Source organism: Pseudomonas sp. PDM10, from assembly GCF_014852295.1.
GTDB lineage: Bacteria > Pseudomonadota > Gammaproteobacteria > Pseudomonadales > Pseudomonadaceae > Aquipseudomonas.
Genome location: NZ_JACVBJ010000002.1, coordinates 281,186 through 298,218 on the forward strand (window position 1 = coordinate 281,186; position 17,033 = coordinate 298,218).

Consider the following 17,033-nt stretch of genomic DNA (forward strand, 5'->3'; position numbering starts at 1 on the left):
GGGGGGGTTAGTTGTCGTAACCCAGGTTCGGCGCCAGCCAGCGCTCGGTCACGCTCAATTCCTGGCCCTTGCGCGACGTGTAGCTCTGCACCTGATCCTTGTCGATCTTGCCCACGGCAAAATACTGCGCCTGCGGGTGAGCGAAGTACCAACCGCTGACCGCTGCCGCCGGGAACATGGCGTAGTGCTCGGTAAGGAACACGCCGCTGCGGCCGGCTTTCATTTCCGAGGCCTCAGGGTCCAGCAACTTGAACAGCGTGGATTTCTCGGTGTGATCCGGGCAGGCCGGATAGCCTGGGGCAGGACGGATACCGGTGTATTGCTCTTTGATCAGCGCCTCGTTGTCGAGCGTCTCGTCCTTGGCGTAACCCCAGTAGTCTTTACGGACCTGCTGGTGCAGCCACTCGGCGCACGCCTCGGCCAGGCGGTCGGCCAGTGCCTTGACCATGATCGAGTTGTAGTCGTCGCCGGCATCCTGATAGGCCTTGGCCACTTCTTCGGCACCGATACCAGCCGTGGTGATGAAACCACCCACGTAGTCGGTTACTTCGCTGTCCTTCGGTGCAACGAAGTCAGCCAGGGAGAAGTTCGGTTTGCCGTCGGTCTTGATGATCTGCTGACGCAAGTGATGCAGCTTGGCAATCGGCTTGCCGTCATCGCCGTAGACTTCAATGTCATCCTCACGCACCTGGTTGGCCGGCCAGAAGCCGAACACCGCACGGGCGCTGATGAGTTTCTCGTCGATCAGTTTGGCAAGCATTTCCCGGGCGTCGGCGTACAACGCCGTGGCGGCTTCACCGACCACTTCATCCGTGAGGATGCGCGGGAATTTGCCGGCCAGGTCCCAGGAGATAAAGAACGGCGTCCAGTCGATGTATTCGGCCAGGACTTTCAGATCGATGTTGTCCAGCACCTTGGCGCCGGTAAACGTCGGTTTGACCGGCTCGTAAGTGCTCCAGTCGAACTGCGGCTTCTTGGCGATGGCCGCCGGGTAGCTCAGGCGCTCGGTGCGGGCGCTGCGGTTGGCGGTACGCTCGCGGACTTCGATGTATTCCAGGCGAGTCTTCTCGATGAACGCCGGCTTCAATTCCTTGGACAGCAACTGCGTCGCCACGCCCACGGCGCGGGAAGCATCGGTGACGTAGATCACTGCGTCGTTGCTGTATTTCGGCTCGATCTTCACCGCCGTGTGCGCTTTCGAGGTGGTCGCGCCACCGATCATCAGCGGCAGATGGAAGTCCTGGCGCTGCATCTCGCGGGCCACGTGGACCATTTCATCCAGCGAAGGGGTGATCAGGCCGGACAGGCCGATGATGTCGCACTTCTGCTCCTTGGCCACTTGCAGGATTTTCTCCGCCGGGACCATCACGCCGAGGTCGACGATGTCGTAGCCGTTACAACCCAGCACAACGCCAACGATGTTCTTGCCGATGTCGTGCACGTCGCCTTTTACCGTGGCCATCAGGATTTTGCCCTTGGCTTCCGGTTTGTCGCCTTTTTCCAGTTCGATGAACGGGATCAAGTGGGCCACGGCCTGCTTCATCACGCGGGCGGATTTCACCACCTGCGGCAGGAACATTTTGCCGGCGCCGAACAGGTCGCCGACGATGTTCATGCCGGACATCAGCGGGCCTTCGATGACTTCAATCGGGCGGGCGAACGACTGACGGGATTCTTCGGTGTCTTCAACAATGTGCGTGGTGATGCCCTTGACCAGCGCATGCTCCAGACGCTTGTTGACGGGCCAGCCGCGCCATTCTTCGGTCTCGGCTTCCTTGACGCTGCCGTCGCCCTTGTACTTGTCGGCAATGGCGAGCAGGGCGTCAGTGCCTTCCGGGGTGCGGTTGAGCACTACGTCTTCAACGGCGTCACGCAGTTCGGCCGGGATCTGGTCGTAGATCTCCAGCTGGCCGGCGTTGACGATACCCATGGTCAGGCCGTTGCGGATCGCATACAGCAGGAACACCGAGTGAATCGCCTCGCGCACCGGGTTGTTGCCACGGAACGAGAACGACACGTTGGACACACCACCGGAGGTCAGCGCGTAGGGCAGTTCGTCACGGATGTAGGCACAGGCGTTGATGAAGTCCACAGCGTAGTTGTTGTGTTCTTCGATGCCGGTGGCGATGGCGAAGATGTTCGGGTCAAAGATGATGTCTTCCGGCGGGAAGCCGACTTCGTTGACCAGAATGTCGTAGGAGCGTTTGCAGATTTCTTTCTTGCGCGCTTCGGTGTCGGCCTGGCCGGCTTCGTCGAAGGCCATCACCACGACTGCGGCGCCGTAGCGTTTGCACAGTTTGGCGTGATGAATGAACTGCTCGACGCCTTCTTTCATGCTGATGGAATTGACGATGCCCTTGCCCTGGATGCACTTGAGGCCGGCTTCGATCACTTCCCACTTGGAGGAGTCGATCATGATCGGTACGCGGGAGATGTCCGGTTCACCGGCAATCAGGTTGAGGAAGGTCACCATGGCCTTCTTCGAATCGAGCATCCCTTCGTCCATGTTGATGTCGATCACCTGGGCGCCGGCTTCGACCTGTTGCAGGGCGACTTCCAGGGCTTCGGTGTAGTTATCTTCACGGATCAGGCGGGCGAACTTGGCGGAACCGGTGATGTTGGTCCGCTCGCCGACGTTGATGAACAACGAGTTGCGATCGATGGTGAACGGTTCCAGGCCCGACAGGCGGCAGGCCTTTGGGATGTCCGGAATTTCACGCGGCGCATAACCGGCCACGGCCTTGGCGATGGCTTCGATGTGGCCCGGCGTGGTGCCGCAGCAACCACCGACGATGTTGAGGAAGCCGCTCTGGGCGAATTCTTCGATGACTTTTGCGGTTTGCGCCGGCAGTTCGTCGTACTCGCCGAATTCATTCGGCAGGCCGGCGTTCGGATGCGCGGAAACGTGGGTGCTGGCCTTGTTCGACAGCTCTTCCAGGTACGGGCGCAATTCGCTGGCACCGAGGGCGCAGTTCAGGCCGACCGAGATCGGCTTGGCGTGGGCCACGGAGTTCCAGAACGCTTCGGTAGTCTGGCCGGAGAGCGTGCGGCCGGAGGCGTCGGTGATGGTGCCGGAGATCATGATCGGCAACTCGACGCCGAGTTCTTCGTACACGCCTTGCACCGCGAAGATCGCCGCTTTGGCGTTCAGGGTGTCGAAAATGGTCTCGATCAGAATCAGGTCGGCGCCGCCTTCGATCAGGCCTTTGGTAGCCTCGGTGTAGTTTTCCACCAGTTCATCGAAGGTCACGTTGCGATAGCCGGGGTTGTTCACGTCAGGCGACAGCGAGCAGGTGCGGCTGGTCGGGCCGAGCACGCCAGCGACGAAACGCGGCTTGTCCGGGGTTTCCAGGGTTTTGGCGTCTGCGACCTTGCGCGCCAGACGCGCGCCTTCTACGTTTAGCTCGTACGCCAGGCTTTGCATGCCGTAGTCGGCCTGGGACACCTGGGTGGCGTTGAAGGTGTTGGTTTCCAGAATGTCGGCGCCGGCATCCAGGTAGGCTTTCTCGATGGCACCAATCACGTCCGGGCGCGTCAGGATCAACAGGTCGTTGTTGCCCTTGACGTCACTTGGCCAGTCGGCGAAGCGTTTGCCGCGGTAATCCTGCTCTTCAAGCTTGTAGCTCTGGATCATCGTGCCCATGCCGCCATCGAGAATCAGGATGCGCTCTTTGAGGGCGTGCTTGAGAGCTTGAAGGCGAACACTGCGATCGGACATTTGGACTACTCGGAAAGACCATGACGAAGGGGCGGGATAATAGCAAACCTGTGCGGTTTTAGAGCATGTCCCGGTTTTGCATGAATATCGCTCATGTTGGAGTGGGGTGCAGACCGGTAGAATCGCGGCGTTTTTTCATGATCGGGACCAGGGATATGTCTTATCGCGTCATCAGCATGGTTTTGCTGTTTTTAAGCTGGGGCGCTGCCGCGCAGGATCCGGCCATTTCCTCTGCCATTTCCTACAGCCGCGACATACAACCGATCTTCACCGAAAAGTGTGTGGCCTGCCATGCCTGCTATGACGCCGCCTGTCAGCTCAATCTGGGCAGTGGGGAAGGGGCGGGCCGCGGTGCGACCAAGACCCTGGTCTACGACGGCGAACGCCGCCAGGCCGCAGCGCCGACCCGGCTGTTTTATGACGCTTTTGGCAAACGCGCCTGGCAGCAAAAAGGCTTTTATTCGGTGCTCGACGCCCAAGGCAACCAGGCGGCGCTGATGGCGCGCATGCTCGAGCTGGGCCACCAAACGCCGTTGCAACCCAATGCCAAACTACCGGAAGAGATCGTTCTGGGACTGAATCGGGAAACCCAGTGCGCAATGCCTGCGCAGTTCGACGGCTATGCCCGTTCTCACCCCAAAGAAGGCATGCCGCTGGCGGTTACCGGCCTGACCGATCAGCAATACCAGACGCTGCAACGCTGGCTGGCCTCCGGCGCGCCGATTGACGAGCAAGGCCTTGTGCCGAGCGCCAAGGAGGCGTTGCAGGTGGTTCTGTGGGAAAACCTGCTCAACGCCCCGGGGGCACGGCAAAGCCTGGTGGGGCGCTGGTTGTTCGAGCATTGGTTTCTCGCTCATCTCTATTTCAAGGACGGCGAGCCAGGGCATTTCTTTCAATGGGTACGTTCGCGCACACCGACCGGCCAGCCGATCGACCTGATCAACACACGCCGCCCGAATGACGATCCAGGCACTCAGGTGTATTACCGCCTGTGGCCGGTGCAAGGTGTGATCGTGCAGAAGACCCACATCACTTACCCGCTGAGTCCAGCGAAGATGGCCCGGATCAAAAGCCTTTTCTATAACGGCAACTGGCAAGTCGACGCCTTACCGGGCTACGGGCCGGAGCGTCGGGCCAATCCGTTCACCACGTTCGAGGCGATCCCGGCCCAGGCGCGTTATCAATTCATGCTCGATAACGCCGAATACTTCGTCCGTACGTTTATTCGCGGCCCGGTCTGCCGCGGCCAGATCGCCACTGACGTGATTCGCGATAACTTCTGGGCACTGTTCCAGGCGCCTGAGCACGACCTCTATATCATTGATCCGAACTACCGCGGCCAGGCCACGCCGTTGTTGGCGATGCCGGGGCAGAACGACGATGTCGGCAGCATCCTGAGCCTGTGGCGTGACTACCGCGACAAGCGTAACGAGTACGAGGCGCTGCGCCGTGACAGTTACGCCGATGTGCCGGCGCCGAGTTGGTCGACCTTGTGGGCCGGCAATGACAACGCGCTGCTGACGATCTTCCGGCATTTCGACAGTGCCTCGGTGAACAAAGGCCTGATCGGTGACGTGCCGCAAACCATGTGGCTGTTTGACTTCCCGCTGCTGGAGCGCACGTATTATCAATTGGCAGTTAACTTCGACGTGTTCGGCAACGTCTCCCATCAAGCCCAGACCCGCCTGTATTTCGACCTGATCCGCAACGGTGCGGAGCAGAACTTTCTGCGCCTGATGCCTGCCGATTCGCGTGACGACTACCTCGACGACTGGTACCAGAGCGGCGGCAAATTCAAGATGTGGCTGAATTACGAGGCCATCGATAACGATAAAGAGACGGCGCTGGTGCTGGACAAAAAGGACCCGAAACGTGATTTCGCCCAGCAATTGCTGGTCCGTTACGGCGACCTCAACGCCAAGCCGGATCCGATCAATCGTTGTGACGGCGCTTATTGCTCGCGGCCGAACATCGACCTGGCCGTGCAGAGCGCCGAACAGGCGTTGAGTCGCCTGACTTCGCGTCCGGCGGCCGGGCTGAAGGTTATCGATCAGTTGCCGGAAGCGACCCTGCTGCGCATCGAAACCGCGAGCGGCAAGCGCGAGGTCTACAGCCTGCTGCGCAACCGGGCGCACAGTAACGTCGCATTCCTGCTCGGTGAATCCCTGCGGTATCAGCCTGGGCTCGACACATTGACCATTTATCCGGGAGTGCTGAGCAGCTATCCGAACTTCATGTTCAACATTCCGGCCGGGCAAGTGCCTGAGTTCGTGGACGCGATGGAAAACGCCAAGGACGCCAATCGATTCGAGAAAATCGTCGAGCGCTGGGGGATTCGCCGCAGCCATCCGCAGTTCTGGTTCTACTTCCATGACCTGAGCCGGTATGTCCACGAGACCGACCCGGTGGAAGAGGGCGTGCTGGACATGAACCGGTATCAGAACCTCTGAGGTGCCTGTGATTCAGTGTGCTTTCCCGACAAAAATACTAGGACTTTGTACGGCGCGATGATTGGCGTAAACTGCGCCCAAGCCTGCGAGGAGTTTCCATGACCGCTATTACCATTACCGACGCCGCCCACGATTATCTGGCTGATCTGCTCTCCAAGCAGAACACCCCAGGCATCGGCATCCGCGTCTTTATCACCCAGCCTGGCACCCAGTACGCCGAAACCTGCATTGCTTATTGCAAGCCGGGCGAAGAAAAACCTGAAGACACGGCGCTGGGGCTCAAAAGCTTCACCGCTTACATCGACTCGTTCAGCGAAGCGTTCCTGGACGATGCGGTAGTCGACTACGCCACCGACCGTATGGGCGGCCAGCTCACCATCAAGGCGCCAAACGCCAAAGTACCGATGGTCAACGCCGACAGCCCGATCAACGAGCGTATCAACTATTACCTGCAAACCGAGATCAACCCGGGGCTGGCCAGCCACGGCGGTCAGGTCAGCCTGATCGATGTGGTCGAAGACGGCATCGCCGTGCTGAAGTTCGGCGGCGGTTGCCAAGGCTGCGGCCAGGCAGACGTCACCCTTCGCGAAGGCATCGAGCGCACCTTGCTCGAGCGCATTCCCGAGCTTAAGGGCGTTCGTGACGTCACCGACCATACGCAGAAAGAAAACGCCTACTACTAAGTAAGGTGTTCGCTGCAAACATAAAAAAACGGCGCCCCATGAGCGCCGTTTTTTTATGGGCGATAGATAACCTGTGAATGACGGGATTTACCGTGGTGAAGGGATTTACTGTGGTGAGGGGATTTACTGTGGTGAGGGGATTTATCTGTGGCGAGGGGATTTATCCCCGTTGGGCCGCGAAGCGGACCCCTGCATTCTTTCAGGCGGACCTAGCAAGCAGGTTTAGCGACGGCTTCGCCGCCGAACGGGGATAAACCCCCTCACCACAGTAAATCCCTTCACTCACAGGGTTGTGCTTGGCTCAGGGCCGATACAGATGCGCATGCCCCGCGCGATACAGCGACGACTCGCTGAAGTGATCGCTACCCAACACCCGACCCACCAAAATCAACGCCGTGCGCCGAAACCCCTTGGCTTCAACCTTCGCGGCAATGTCTTCAAGCGTCCCCACCACCCAATCCTGATCCGGCCAGGTCGCCCGGTGAATCACCGCGATCGGGCAATCCGCGCCGTAATGCGGCAGCAATTCGGCCAGGATCTTCTCCAGATGATGGACCCCCAGATGAATCGCCATCGTCGCCCCGTGCTGCGCCAGGCTGCCAAGCTCTTCGCCGGCGGGCATCGCGGTTTTGTCGGCATAACGGGTCAGGATCACGCTTTGCGACACGTCGGGTAACGTCAGTTCCGCGCCCAACAGGGCCGCGCAGGCCGCCGTGGCCGTGACGCCGGGAATGATTTCAAACGGGATGTCGAGTTCGCGCAGGTAGCGGATCTGCTCGCCAATCGCACCATAAAGACTCGGATCGCCGGAGTGCACCCGGGCCACGTCCTGGCCATTGGCATGGGCGGATTTGATCAGCTCGATGATCTGTTCCAGGTGCAGTTCGGCGCTGTTGACCACCTGTTCGGCGCGATGGCCTTCCAGCACGGCGGCGGGTACCAGGGAGCCGGCATAGATGATCACCGGGCAGCTGCGAATCAGCCGTTGGCCTTTGACGGTGATCAGTTCCGGGTCGCCGGGACCTGCGCCAATGAAGTAGACGGTCATCGTCGGTTCCTGTGAGAAAAAGGGGCAGGGCAAGGCTTCAGATGAAGATTGCTCATGATCGATGGCGGGGATTATCGAGGATTTTATGCAGCGCAGGCCAATGCCAAGGTGGCCTGGGCATATTTTTGTCGTGGAATCAGCAATTTTGCCGGTGCCTGGGTCAGTTGTTCGGCCAGGGCCAGGGCGGCACTTTCCGCTACGCCGTAGCAGCCAGTGCGTTCGAACGCGATGTCCGAGCGGTGACTGAGTTGCGGTTGATAGCCGGCCAATTGTTCGCTGCTGAAGTACATCAACGGTAACTCAAGCTGTTCGGCCAGTTCGATCAAGCCAGGTTCTTCGCGTTTCAGGTCGATGCTGGCCAGGGCCTTGATCTGGTGAAGTTCGATTTTATGAGCCTGTAACGCCTGATCGAGCAGCGCCCGCAGCGTACTGACGGGGCAGCCGCGCTGGCAGCCCAGGCCGACCACTAAGGTCGGCGCTGTGCTGATCTCGGTCATGCGTGGTATTGACCATCGCTTTTGCGGCGGAACAACCAGGCACTGATCAGGCCCAGGGCCAGCCAGAATGCCGCGTTGGTCAGCTGCGAAGCGATTTTGAACTGAGCTTCCAGGGCTTGCGGAGCCAGCATCGAGTGGACTTCCGGTTGTGGTGCGCCGATCACATGAGGAACGGCCAGAATGGCCACCCCGAGCACTTTCATCAGCCAGTGACGGCTGAACACGATCAATGCGATGCCGACCGCGGTGGAGGCAGCCGTGCCGATCCACCAGATCTGCCGTTGTGCCAAATCAGCGGCGGCAGTGCCTGGCAGCTCAGGCGGCAGACCGAGGGTCGGTGCCAGCACGAACGTGGCGTAACCAGCCAGTCCCCAAAGCAGGCCCTGGGAGGTTTTGGTCGGTGCGCGCAAGGTGTAAAGACCAGCCAGCATCAGGGCGAAACCGACCGCTACCACCAGGTTGCCGCCGGTGGTGGACAGCACGCGCTGCCAGCCGTCTTCCGGCTCCCAGGCCTCAGCATCGTGGGTGTGAGCGGCGACAGCACCTGCGGCGTGTTCGTGAACTTCAACTGCGGCGGGCTCGGATTTTTCGTAAGTCTCGGCCTGCAGGATCAGCGGTGCCACCCAAAAGCTTTGCAGCAAGGTCAGCAACAGGGCGGCCAGCAGCCCGGTGAACCCTGCGGTTTGCGCAATACGCTTGATCATGTTGGCTGGTCTCAATGACACGGGAATGCAGAGCTGTGGCGGGTATCGTGAGCGGCGTTGTGCACCGCTTCGATGTGCGAGAAACCGGCGAAATACACAAGGCACGCACCCAGGATCGACGCACACACGGCGGCGGTCAGGCGTTGAGTCAAGGTGTTGGTGGTGCTGGCGGTGCTCTTATCGGTGTTGCTGCCGGTAGTGCTGATGATCGACATGGCGCTTCCCTCTGGTCTGTCAGCGGGTGATATAGAGCGCATGGAAGACCCCTGCGAGTCGGGCACGCAGAGGTTCAAACAGCGCCCGCCCACCGCGGGTTTGTTATTCAGTGATCGTAATGGTCACTTTGTGTTGCGGGCCGGTCTCCGGGCTCACGAGGGGCGCTGACTTTCGCCTTGACCTGCAAGCATCACCTTCCCATGCCGAACTGCTGGCACAGTGGATCTGACGCTTCGCTCGCTTACCGTTGCGGGGGCAGCACCGGACTGACATGGCTTTAGAGTAAAGCACATGATTCACCGGTTTCCCGTTTCACCCTGTGAAGGGCACCCATAACAAGGCGTGTAGGAGAGCATGGGCGGGGGTTGGGCGTCAATTGGCAAGGGTTCTCGTTTGAGCTGTGGTGAGGGAATTATCTGTGGTGAGGGGATTTATCCCCGTCCGGCGGCGAAACCGTCGCAAGACCTGCTTGCGGGGTATGCCTGAGGAAATGCAGGGGGCCGCTTCGCAGCCCAACGGGGATAAATCCCCTCGCCACAGATAACCCCCCTCACCACAGGGACCGCGATCAGTCCAAGGACATTGACCCGCCCCCACACGATGCGTAGCCTTACGCTTTCGAGGTTCTTCGGCGTCTGCCGAAGCTAAGAAGGGAACGCGGTCGATGCCGCGGCTGCCCCCGCAACTGTGAACGGTGATGTTCGCTGCCACGCCACTGCAAACCCTGTGCAACGGGTTCGCGGGAAGGCGCAGCGAATGCCAGGCCCACCAGCCCGGCACACCGTCAGCCAGGAGACCTGCCTCGACACAGATTCTCACTACAACCGGGCGGGGTGATCCGGTGGCGGAACTCTTGCGCGCGCCTCCGTCGCAGCGATTGTCGTCCCGTATGCCCGCCACCTTGCCAAAGGGCATCCGATGAAAACACTGGCCAAACTCCCCGTCACCATCGTTACCGGCTTTCTCGGCTCGGGCAAAACCACGTTGCTGCGGCATATGCTCGACAACGCTCAGGGCCGTCGCATTGCGGTGATCGTCAACGAGTTCGGCGAGCTGGGCATCGACGGCGAAATCCTCAAGCAGTGCTCAATTGGTTGCACTGAAGAGGAAGCCAACGGCCGCGTCTACGAACTGGCCAACGGATGCCTGTGCTGCACCGTTCAGGAAGAGTTCTTCCCGGTGATGCGCGAACTGGTCGCCCGTCGCGGCGACCTCGACCACATCCTCATCGAAACCTCGGGCCTGGCCCTGCCAAAACCGCTGGTACAAGCCTTCCAGTGGCCGGAAATCCGCAGCGCCTGCACCGTTGATGCGGTGATCACCGTGGTCGACAGTCCAGCGGTCGCCGCCGGCACCTTCGCGGCTTTCCCGGACCAGGTCGATGCCCAGCGCAAACTCGACCCGAACCTGGACCACGAATCGCCGCTGCACGAACTGTTCGCCGACCAACTGGCCAGCGCCGACCTGGTGATCCTCAACAAGGCCGACCTGATCAGCCCTGAAGACCTGGCCCGTGTACGCCTGGAAGTCGCCGAAGAACTGCCGCCAGCAGTGAAAATCATCGAAGCCAGCAGCGGTCGCGTACCACTGGACGTGCTGATCGGCCTCGGCGCCGGTTCCGAAGAGCACATCGACAGCCGTCACAGCCACCACGACCATCACCATGAAGGTGAAGACGACCACGACCACGACGCCTTCGATTCCATTTCGATTGACCTGCCGCAAGCCGACGAAAGCCTGCTGCTGGACGTGCTGACCCAATTGGTGGTCCAGCACGGCATCCTGCGCGTCAAAGGCTTCGCGGCGATTCCGAACAAACCGATGCGCCTGCTGATCCAGGGCGTGGGCACGCGTTTCGACAAGCACTTCGACCGTCAGTGGGGCGCCGACGAAGCGCGTACCACGCGCCTGGTGTTGATCGGTCAGGAGCTGGACGCCACTCTGCTTGAAGCGCAATTGCGCGCTGCGCTCAGCGTTTAAGCCATGCACCTGCTCAGGACCCAGCCCGGCGGTTTCGTGTCGGATGACAACATTGCCGACCTTGGACAAACCCCCGCCGAGCTGGTGATCCTGTGCAGCGGCGACTCCAGCCTGGCACTGCTCGCCGAAGCGGCGCAGCAGTTGCCCGACGATTACCCCAGCGTGCGCCTGGCCAATCCGATGCAGGTGCAGAATCACGCCTCGGTCGACTTGTATGTCGACGAAGTGCTGCGCCACGCCAAGGTGATTCTGATCTCGCTGCACGGCGGTATCGCCTATTGGCGTTACGGCGTCGAGCGTCTGGTGCAACTGTCGGAGCGCGGTGTACAGCTGATTCTGGTTCCAGGCGATGACCGCCCGGACCCGGAACTCAGCGACCTGAGTACGGTGGGCGCGCAAGACCGTGATCGGCTCTGGCAGTTTCTGCGTCAGGGCGGCATGAGCAATGCCCTGGATTTTTTCCGCTGCCTCGCCAATCGTTGGCTGGATCGCGACTACGCCTGGGCCGAGCCGCAAACCCTGCCGCGCACGGCGATCTACCACCCACACAAAAGCCCCGCTGAACTGAAGGATTGGCAAGCCGACTGGCAGGCCGGTCAACCGGTGGCGGCGGTGCTGTTCTACCGCTCGCATTTGCAGGCGGCCAACACCGGTTTTATCGATGTTTTCTGCCAGCGTTTGCAGGCCGCGGGGCTGAACCCGTTGCCGATTGCTGTGGCCAGTCTGAAAGAGCCCGGCTGCCTGACAGTGGTCGAGGACTGGCTGGATGAAGTCGAGGCCGGCGTGATTCTCAACACCACCGGCTTCGCCCAATCCAGCCCCGAAGCGCCGCATTTGCGACCGTTTCGCCGCAACATCCCGGTGATCCAGGCGATCTGCGCCCAGGACAACGAGCCCGGATGGCGCGCCAGCGAACAAGGCCTCGGCCCGCGTGATCTGGCGATGCACATCGCGCTGCCGGAACTGGATGGGCGGATCATCAGCCGACCGATCAGCTTCAAAGACCTGGCCTGGCGCAGCGAGCGCAGCCAATCCGATGTGGTCTGCTATCGGCCACAACCGGAGCGCATGGATTTTGTCGCTGAACTGGCGCGACGCTGGATCGATCTGGCGCGGGTGCCCAACGCTGAAAAACGCATCGCCCTGATCCTCGCCAACTACCCGACCCGCGACGGGCGCATCGGCAATGGTGTCGGCCTCGACACTCCAGCCGCGGCGCTGAACATCCTGCGTGCGCTGCATAAAGAAGGTTATCCGCTACCGGCCGAGTTGCCTGATAGCGGCACCGCGTTGATCCAGCAATTACTCGGCGGCGTCAGCAACGACCTCGACACCCTCGACCAGCGCCCGTGTATGCAAAGCCTCGCGCTGGACGACTACAACCTGATGTTCGACGCCTTGCCCGAATCCAATCGCCAAGCCGTGCTGGAACGTTGGGGCTCGCCCGAAAACGATCCGATGTTCCGTGGCGGGCGAATGATGATCGCCGGGCTGCGCTTTGGCCTGACTTTCGTCGGCATTCAACCGGCGCGGGGTTATCAGGTGGACCCGAGCGCGGTGTATCACGATCCGGACCTGGTGCCGCCTCACGGTTACCTGGCGTTCTATTTCTGGTTGCGCAACACCTATGGTGCCCACGGCGTGATCCACGTCGGCAAGCACGGCAACCTCGAATGGTTGCCGGGCAAAGGCGTCGGTCTGTCCGAGCATTGCTGGCCGGATGCGCTGCTCGGTCCGCTGCCGAACATCTATCCGTTCATCGTCAACGATCCGGGCGAGGGCGCCCAGGCCAAGCGCCGTACGCAGGCGGTGATCATCGATCACCTGATGCCGCCGCTGACCCGCGCCGAAACGTACGGCCCGTTGCGCAACCTAGAATTACTCGCCGACGAGTATTACGAAGCGCAATTGCTCGATCCGCGCCGTGCCCGGGAATTGCAGCGCGACATCCTGCAACTGGTGCGCGAGACGCACATCGACCGCGAACTGCAACTGGACGAAAAGCTCGACAGTGATGCCGATGCAGCGATCTGGCTGCCGCGGCTGGACACCTATTTGTGCGACCTGAAAGAGTCGCAGATCCGCGACGGCCTGCATGTGTTTGGCGAGTCGCCGACCGGGCGCTTGCGCATCGATACCTTGCTGGCGTTGTTGCGCATTCCGCGAGGCGATGGGCGCGGTGCGCAATCGAGTCTGCTGCGGGCCTTGGCCAAGGCATTCTCGTTGGGCTTCGATCCGCTGGATTGTGCACTCGCCGAACCTTGGACCGGGCCACGTCCGATTGAACTGCAAACCCTCACCGATGAAGTCTGGCGCACAGCCGGTGATACCCGTGAACGCCTGGAACTGTTCGCCGCTCAACTGATCTTCCAGACTTTGAATACTGAACCCGGTCCCTGTGGGAGCGAGCCTTTGTGGCGAGGGGATTTATCCCCGTTGGACTGCGCAGCAGTCCCATTTTTTGGGGCCGCTTCGCGACCCAACGGGGCGGTGCGACGTTTCGATAAATCCCCTCACCACAAAAGCCCGCTCCCACAGGAGGCCACTTGGTTCGAAGTGAGCGCCATCATCGACAGCCTGCGCGAAGTCGTCGCGCCACGGCTGGACGCCTGCGGCCCGGCGGAAATGCGCGGTCTGCTCGACGCCCTCAGCGGCCGCTTCGTGCCGGCCGGCCCCAGCGGTGCGCCGAGTCGCGGACGGCTCGACGTGCTGCCGACCGGGCGCAACTTCTACTCGGTGGACGTGCGTAACCTGCCGACCACCACCGCGTGGCGTATTGGTTTCCAGTCGGCCAACCTGATTCTTGAGCGACACCTGCAAGACCACGGCGATCACCTGCGTCAGCTCGGCTTGTCGGTGTGGGGCACTGCAACCATGCGCACCGGCGGCGACGACATTGCCCAGGCCATGGCGTTGATGGGCGTGCGTCCGGTCTGGGCCACCGGCAGTCAGCGGGTCGACGACTTCGAGATTCTGCCGCTGAGTCTGCTGGACCGTCCGCGTGTGGACGTGACCTTGCGCGTCTCCGGATTCTTCCGCGATGCCTTTGCTAATTTGATCCGCCTGTTCGATGCCGCCGTACAAGCGGTCGCCGCCCTCGATGAGCCGGACGACCTCAACCCCCTGGCCGCCAAGGTGCGTGCCGAGCGCGAAGCGTTAATGCAATCGGGGCTGGATGAAGAGGCGGCCAAGCGTCAGGCCGGTTGGAGAATTTTCGGCGCCAAACCCGGGGCTTACGGCGCGGGCGTGCAGGGCGCCATCGATGGTCGTCTGTGGCAAAGCCGCGACGATCTGGCCGAGGTTTATCTGAACTGGGGCGGCTACGCTTATGGCGGTTCTGACGAAGGCACTGCGGCGCGAGAACAGTTCGCTCAGCGCCTGAGCCAGGTGCAGGCGGTGCTGCAAAACCAGGACAACCGTGAGCACGACTTGCTCGATTCCAACGATTATTACCAGTTCCAGGGCGGCATGCTCGCCGCCGTGGAAAGCCTCAGTGGTGAAGCGGCGGCCAGTTACCATGGCGATCACAGTCAGCCGGATCTGCCGAAGATCCGCACGTTGAAGGAAGAGCTGAACCGGGTGATTCGCTCGCGGGCAGCCAATCCGAAGTGGATCGACGGCGTGAAGCGCCACGGCTATAAAGGTGCGTTTGAACTGGCGGCGACGGTCGATAACCTGTTTGCCTTCGACGCAACAACGCAGTTGATTGACGATCACCAGTACGCGTTACTGGCGGATGCGTATTTGCTGGACCCGGTGACCCGGGATTTTGTTCGTGAGCATAATCCGCATGCGTTGCGCGACATGACTGAGCGGATGCTTGAGGCGCAGCAGCGGGGGATGTGGAAGGAGCCGGGCGAGTATCGCGAGGCGTTGGAGAATTTGTTGCTGGACATCGAAGAAGACAGTTGACCGACTGTAGCTGATCGTTCCTACGCTCCGCGTGGGAATGCAGCCCGGGATGCTCCGCGTCCCACCCAGAGCCGAACGCGGAGCGTCCGTTGAGGCATTCCCGCGCAGAGCGTGGGAACGATCACACTACCGACCACAAACGAGACCTGACATGACCGACACCCCGCATTTCCCCCTTTCTGCCGTGGTCGGCGCCGACGATCTCAAACTCGCCCTCTACCTGACCGCCATCGACCCGAAAATCGGCGGCGTACTCATCGAAGGCCCTCGCGGCATGGCCAAGTCAACGCTGGCCCGTGGCCTGGCGGACTTGCTCGCCAGCGGCCAATTCGTCACCTTGCCGCTTGGCGCCACCGAAGAACGACTGGTGGGGACCCTCGACCTGGACGCCGCCCTGAGCGAGGGGCGCGCGCAGTTTTCCCCCGGTGTACTGGCCAAGGCTGATGGCGGCGTGCTCTACGTTGATGAAGTCAACCTGCTGCCCGATCACCTGGTGGACCTGCTGCTGGACGTGGCCGCCAGCGGCACCAACCTGATCGAGCGGGACGGCATTTCCCATCGGCATTCGGCGAAGTTCGTGCTGATCGGCACCATGAACCCGGAAGAGGGTGAGCTGCGTCCGCAACTGCTCGACCGCTTTGGCCTGAACGTTGCCCTCAGTGGTCACACCGCACCGACCGAACGCGGCCAGATCATCCGGCGCCGGCTGGATTTCGACAGCGATCCCCACAGCTTCTGCGCCGAATGGGAAGGCCAGCAGCAGTCGCTGCGCGAACGTTGCCAGAAAGCACGCAGCGCACTGGCCAGCATCCCACTCGACGATCATGCGCTGGCGCAGATTACCGAGCGCTGCTTTGCTGCCGGTGTCGACGGCTTGCGGGCCGACCTGGTCTGGTTGCGTGCCGCGCGTGCCCACGCGGCATGGCGTGGGGCGAATGCAATCGCCGAGGAAGACATCGACGCCGTCGCCGAGTTTGCCTTGCGCCATCGCCGCCGCGAGCCATCGCCACCAGCGCCGCAACAGAGCCAGCCGCCCTCTACGCAAAATGCCAACCCGAGCGAAGGCGAGGGCCAATGGGGTGAAATGCCCGCTCAAGCGCTCCCGGTCGGCGCACGACGTGACGTGCCGAGCTGGCCAAAAAAGCCCTAGGCATTCGCCCTCGATCTGACGCGGGGGCGAATGCCAGACCCCGCGCCGGACGACTGGATAACGGCAAACAGGGTAAACGTCACGCGGCACGCAGCGGCTCGATCAATTGGCCCGGCACCTTGCTGAACGGTCGTCCGCATCAACGCGACGATGTATTGTTTCACCTGCGCACCCGCTCGCCCCACGAACTGTGGCTGGTGATCGTCGACGCCTCGGCTTCGACGCGTCGCCATCAGGCGTTGAGCGATGCCAAGGGCTTGCTCGCGCAACTGTTCGACGATGCCTATCGCCAGCGTGCACGCCTGGCGTTGCTCACGGCCAGTGGTCATGTGCCGAAATGGCAAGTGCAAGGGTTGAAAGCCTCCGCGGGTTTGCGCGACTGGCTTGATGGGCTGGGAGCGGGCGGTGGTACGCCGTTGCTGGCAGCGCTGTGTGAAGCGGGGCGCTGGCTGGCGGTCAGGCAAAAGCGTTTTCCGGCGGAACGGCAGCGTTTGTTGCTGGTGACCGATGGCCGATTGAAGGATTGGTCGATGTTGCCGGCGCTTGATTGTCCGGGGCTGCTGATCGACATCGAACGGGGGCCGATTCGGCTTGGACGGTCTAAAGTCTTGGCTACCGAGTTGCAGGCCGAATATCGACATATCGATGATATGGAGTGAGCCGAAAAAATCACAG

11 protein-coding genes and 2 riboswitches are annotated in these 17,033 nt (G+C 61.4%); of the genes, 6 read left to right on the forward strand and 5 right to left on the reverse strand.

Annotated features, from left to right (window positions below; translation table 11 throughout):
* Nucleotides 1-7: 7 nt before the first annotated feature.
* Nucleotides 8-3,718: a methionine synthase gene (gene metH / locus IB252_RS07845; protein ID WP_192407959.1), complete on the reverse strand. Its 3,711-nt coding sequence runs from the start codon at nt 3,716-3,718 to the stop codon at nt 8-10.
* Nucleotides 3,719-3,873: 155 nt separating this feature from the next.
* Between metH and IB252_RS07850 the strand changes: the two genes are divergently transcribed.
* Both IB252_RS07850 and nfuA read left to right on the forward strand, forming a co-directional pair.
* Nucleotides 3,874-6,168, forward strand: a complete 2,295-nt coding sequence (locus IB252_RS07850; protein ID WP_192407961.1) for a fatty acid cis/trans isomerase — start codon at nt 3,874-3,876, stop codon at nt 6,166-6,168.
* Nucleotides 6,169-6,266: 98 nt separating this feature from the next.
* Nucleotides 6,267-6,851, forward strand: coding sequence for a Fe-S biogenesis protein NfuA (nfuA, locus tag IB252_RS07855; RefSeq protein ID WP_046048486.1), 585 nt, complete (start codon nt 6,267-6,269; stop codon nt 6,849-6,851).
* 301 nt (nt 6,852-7,152) lie between these two features.
* Here nfuA and cobM read toward each other — a convergent pair whose 3' ends face one another.
* The 4 genes from cobM to IB252_RS07875 form a co-directional block, all read right to left on the reverse strand.
* Nucleotides 7,153-7,899 (reverse strand): precorrin-4 C(11)-methyltransferase, encoded by a 747-nt coding sequence (gene cobM / locus IB252_RS07860; RefSeq protein WP_192407964.1) that lies wholly within the window; start codon nt 7,897-7,899, stop codon nt 7,153-7,155.
* Between the two features lie 83 nt (nt 7,900-7,982).
* Nucleotides 7,983-8,396: a cobalamin biosynthesis protein gene (locus tag IB252_RS07865; protein ID WP_111449831.1), complete on the reverse strand. Its 414-nt coding sequence runs from the start codon at nt 8,394-8,396 to the stop codon at nt 7,983-7,985.
* Complete coding sequence (locus IB252_RS07870) at nt 8,393-9,100, reverse strand: CbtA family protein (RefSeq protein ID WP_192407966.1); 708 nt, start codon at nt 9,098-9,100, stop codon at nt 8,393-8,395. The genes IB252_RS07865 and IB252_RS07870 overlap by 4 nt, the downstream gene beginning before the upstream one ends.
* A gap of 11 nt (nt 9,101-9,111) precedes the next feature.
* Nucleotides 9,112-9,315, reverse strand: coding sequence for a CbtB domain-containing protein (locus IB252_RS07875; RefSeq protein ID WP_111449829.1), 204 nt, complete (start codon nt 9,313-9,315; stop codon nt 9,112-9,114).
* A 120-nt stretch (nt 9,316-9,435) separates the two neighbouring features.
* Nucleotides 9,436-9,665, reverse strand: a riboswitch (cobalamin riboswitch).
* A 255-nt stretch (nt 9,666-9,920) separates the two neighbouring features.
* Nucleotides 9,921-10,136, forward strand: a riboswitch (cobalamin riboswitch).
* A 98-nt stretch (nt 10,137-10,234) separates the two neighbouring features.
* Between IB252_RS07875 and cobW the strand changes: the two genes are divergently transcribed.
* From cobW to IB252_RS07895, 4 genes are all read left to right on the forward strand, one after another.
* The gene (gene cobW, locus IB252_RS07880) at nt 10,235-11,296 is read left to right on the forward strand and encodes a cobalamin biosynthesis protein CobW (RefSeq protein WP_192407968.1); all 1,062 of its coding nucleotides are present in this window, start codon (nt 10,235-10,237) and stop codon (nt 11,294-11,296) included.
* 3 nt (nt 11,297-11,299) lie between these two features.
* Nucleotides 11,300-15,208 carry a cobaltochelatase subunit CobN gene (gene cobN, locus IB252_RS07885; RefSeq protein WP_192407970.1) on the forward strand — a complete coding sequence of 1,303 codons (3,909 nt, stop codon included), beginning with the start codon at nt 11,300-11,302 and terminating at the stop codon, nt 15,206-15,208.
* Nucleotides 15,209-15,359: 151 nt separating this feature from the next.
* Entirely contained in the window at nt 15,360-16,358 is a 999-nt protein-coding gene (locus IB252_RS07890) for an ATP-binding protein (RefSeq protein WP_192407972.1), read from the forward strand.
* Nucleotides 16,359-16,360: 2 nt separating this feature from the next.
* Nucleotides 16,361-17,017, forward strand: a complete 657-nt coding sequence (locus IB252_RS07895) for a vWA domain-containing protein (RefSeq protein WP_318652723.1) — start codon at nt 16,361-16,363, stop codon at nt 17,015-17,017.
* Nucleotides 17,018-17,033 lie beyond the last annotated feature (16 nt).

Bases quoted from the DNA above. Each gene is read 5' to 3' on its own strand.
- IB252_RS07865 (WP_111449831.1), bottom strand. From the start codon at position 8,396: ATGACCGAGATCAGCACAGCGCCGACCTTAGTGGTCGGCCTGGGCTGC.
- IB252_RS07890 (WP_192407972.1), top strand. From the start codon at position 15,360: ATGACCGACACCCCGCATTTCCCCCTTTCTGCCGTGGTCGGCGCCGAC.
- nfuA (WP_046048486.1), top strand. From the start codon at position 6,267: ATGACCGCTATTACCATTACCGACGCCGCCCACGATTATCTGGCTGAT.
- cobM (WP_192407964.1), bottom strand. From the start codon at position 7,899: ATGACCGTCTACTTCATTGGCGCAGGTCCCGGCGACCCGGAACTGATC.
- IB252_RS07850 (WP_192407961.1), top strand. From the start codon at position 3,874: ATGTCTTATCGCGTCATCAGCATGGTTTTGCTGTTTTTAAGCTGGGGC.
- metH (WP_192407959.1), bottom strand. From the start codon at position 3,718: ATGTCCGATCGCAGTGTTCGCCTTCAAGCTCTCAAGCACGCCCTCAAA.
- IB252_RS07870 (WP_192407966.1), bottom strand. From the start codon at position 9,100: ATGATCAAGCGTATTGCGCAAACCGCAGGGTTCACCGGGCTGCTGGCC.
- cobW (WP_192407968.1), top strand. From the start codon at position 10,235: ATGAAAACACTGGCCAAACTCCCCGTCACCATCGTTACCGGCTTTCTC.
- cobN (WP_192407970.1), top strand. From the start codon at position 11,300: ATGCACCTGCTCAGGACCCAGCCCGGCGGTTTCGTGTCGGATGACAAC.
- IB252_RS07875 (WP_111449829.1), bottom strand. From the start codon at position 9,315: ATGTCGATCATCAGCACTACCGGCAGCAACACCGATAAGAGCACCGCC.